We start from the raw sequence: 2,681 nt of genomic DNA, 5'->3' as shown, positions 1-2,681 counted from the left end.
ATCACCCGCGCCCTGCTGGGCACCGGAGGATTCAGGCCCTTGCTACACCCTCATCTGCGATGAGCCCGTTTATGACGTTCATCAATGATCAGGCAAATCATCACTCGAATGGCGATTCAATGGGGATTCGACGCGCACCCGTGGTCAACTTGGGACAGACCAGGCTACAGAACCTCGACTTAAACGTTTCGGACCGTCGTTGAGACAACCACCCCGAGACTTCCCCACCTTCACGGTAGGTCCGTGGACTGAGTCTGCGGTCTTCCCCTGTGGAGCAGCAGGGGGCACACGATGGCGGTCACGACGAGGACGAGACCCCCCGTGATGGTGGCGGCACCGAGCCCGTCGGTGAAGGCATGACGGGCGAGGTCGGCAAGGTGAGTCGCGGCTTCGGCCGGAAGCTGCTCGGCAACACTGAGGGCTGCGCCGAGACTCGAGCTGACAACCTCACTGGCCTCCGGGGGGAGGTCGGCGGGCACGCCATCGAGGACTCGTGAGCGGTACAGGACGGTACCTATCGAGCCGAGCACGGCAATGCCCAGCGCGGCCCCCAGCTCCGCGGCGGTCTCGGACAGGGCGGACGCAGCACCCGAGCGGTTCGGCGGGGCGGAGCCGACCACGACGTCGGTGGCCAGGGTCATCATCGGCGCGATGCCCGCACCGATGAAGGCCGAGGCGACGATAGCGACGATCAAGCCGTCGTCGACCGGGACCTGACTGAAGCTGAGCATCCCTGCGGCTGCCACGGCCGCGCCTGCCCCGAAGACGAGCGGGTAGCCGAAGCGGGGCACGAGCACGGAGGCCAGAACGGACATGCCGCCGACGGCGGCCATGATCGGCAGCATCGCCAGCGCCGCGATCAGCGGAGACAGGCCTGCGACGAGCTGCAGGTACTGCGCGCTGTAGAACATCACCCCGACAAGGGAGAACATCGCCAGCCCCGCCCCCAGGACGGCACCGCTGAAGCGCGGGTTGGCGAACATGTCGACGTCGACCAACGGCTCTTCGAGGCGACGCTGCCGGATGAGGAACACAGTCCCGGCGAGCACGCCGACGACCAGTCCGACCACAGCAGGAGCGGTGAGGGCGAGTTCCTCGGCGGCGGTCTTGATCGCCCACACGACCGGCAGGATCGCGGCGAAGGACAGCACGACGCTGACCACGTCCAGTCGCGCCGACGCCGGGCTCCGATACTCGGGAACGAACCGGGGTGCCAGCACCAGCAGGAGCACTATGACGGGCACGTTGATGAGGAAGACCGATCCCCACCAGAAGGCCTCGAGCAGGAGTCCGCCGACGATTGGTCCGAGTGCGATGCCGCCGGAGAGGCTTGCGGTCCAGATACCGATGGCCCGTGTGCGCTCGGCCGGATCGGTGAACATGTTGCGGATCAGCGAGAGCGTCGAGGGCATCAGCGTGGCACCGCCGATGCCCATCAGGGCGCGCGCGGCGATGAGCAGCTCCGGGTTGGTCGAGAACGCGGCCAGCGTCGAGGCCACGCCGAACACGGCCGCACCGATCAGGAGAAGCCGCCGGCGGCCGATCCGGTCGCCGAGATTCCCCATCGTGATCAGCAGCCCGGCCAGGAGGAACCCGTAGGCGTCGAGGATCCACAGGGTCTGGCTGGGGCTTGGCGTCAGCTCATGAGTGATCGCCGGGATCGCGATGTGCAGGATCGTGATGTCCATCGAGGTCAGGATCACCGGAAGCGTCAGCACGGCGAGCCCGAGCCACCGCGACCGGCGGTCGTGCGAATCGGGGGTCCGGGTGGACATGGTGCGTCTCCTCGCTCATGTTGCGTATGCGGTACGCATCGAGTGTAGCGTATGAAATACGCAACGGGCTAGACTGGGCTGCGGAGGTGATCAGATGAGTCCCCGAGTCGGCCCTTCCGGCCCCCTGTCTCGTGAGCGGATCGTCACGGCGGCGATCGAGATCGCCGACGAGGCGGGGTTGGAGGCGATGACGATGAAGCGCGTCGCCGCACGCCTCGGTGCCGGAGCGATGTCGCTATATCGGCACGTCTCCGACAAGGACGAGCTGATCGGGGCCATGGTCGAGCGGATCACCGCCGAATACTCCTACCCCGACCAAGGTGCGCTCGACTGGCGGGAGGCCATGCATGCCCTCGCCCGCCAGGACTGGGCCGCGTTCCTCGCCCACCCGTGGATGCTCACCGCCACCGCCACCGTGACCCCGCCCTTCGGAACCGCCTCACTGGCGGCCATGGAATGGGCGCTATCGGCGCTGGAAGAAGTAAGACTCCCCCCTGACGCCGCTGCCCGCGTGGTCATGACCGTCAACAACTACGTCCAGGGCAGCGCGCGCGTCGTCCTCGGCGACAGGCAGGCCGAAGCCGGAGACGACCCTGGTCGCACGTGGCAGCAACGTCTCCACGACGTCGACCTGGGCGACTTCCCCCGTCTGAGCCGTCTCATCGCGCATCCGCTACACGCCGGAGATCGGGACTGGTTCATAGAGGGGCTGGATGTCATCCTCGACGGTGTCCAAGCACGCCAGAACCCGTGAGCCGCCGGCTGCCTACTGTCCAGCATCCCCTACGATGGCGCTCGCTATGCATTGATGTGCTGCGGATCGAGGCAACGTCACAAACCGGCTCATCGCAGATGAGGGTGTAGCAAGGGCCTGAATCCTCCGGTGCCCAGCAGGGCGCGGGTGAT

At 66.7% G+C, this 2,681-nt stretch carries 2 protein-coding genes; one reads left to right on the top strand and one right to left on the bottom strand.

Annotated features, from left to right (window positions below; all coding sequences use genetic code 11):
- Positions 1–230: 230 nt before the first annotated feature.
- Positions 231–1,775, bottom strand: a complete 1,545-nt coding sequence (locus ABD652_RS12440; RefSeq protein ID WP_344721847.1) for an MFS transporter — start codon at positions 1,773–1,775, stop codon at positions 231–233.
- Positions 1,776–1,869: 94 nt separating this feature from the next.
- On the opposite strand from ABD652_RS12440, the gene ABD652_RS12435 reads away from it, so the two are divergent.
- The gene (locus ABD652_RS12435; protein ID WP_344721845.1) at positions 1,870–2,529 is read left to right on the top strand and encodes a TetR/AcrR family transcriptional regulator; all 660 of its coding nucleotides are present in this window, start codon (positions 1,870–1,872) and stop codon (positions 2,527–2,529) included.
- The last annotated feature ends 152 nt before the right edge of the window (positions 2,530–2,681 follow it).

The sequence above is a fragment of the Nesterenkonia halobia genome (assembly GCF_039536005.1).
GTDB classification, from domain to species: domain Bacteria; phylum Actinomycetota; class Actinomycetes; order Actinomycetales; family Micrococcaceae; genus Nesterenkonia; species Nesterenkonia halobia.
This window is presented reverse-complemented; position numbering and strand designations above follow the sequence as displayed.

Excerpts from the sequence above, each read along its gene's own strand:
- ABD652_RS12435 (WP_344721845.1), top strand. The coding sequence starts at position 1,870 with ATGAGTCCCCGAGTCGGCCCTTCCGGCCCCCTGTCTCGTGAGCGGATC.
- ABD652_RS12440 (WP_344721847.1), bottom strand. The coding sequence starts at position 1,775 with ATGTCCACCCGGACCCCCGATTCGCACGACCGCCGGTCGCGGTGGCTC.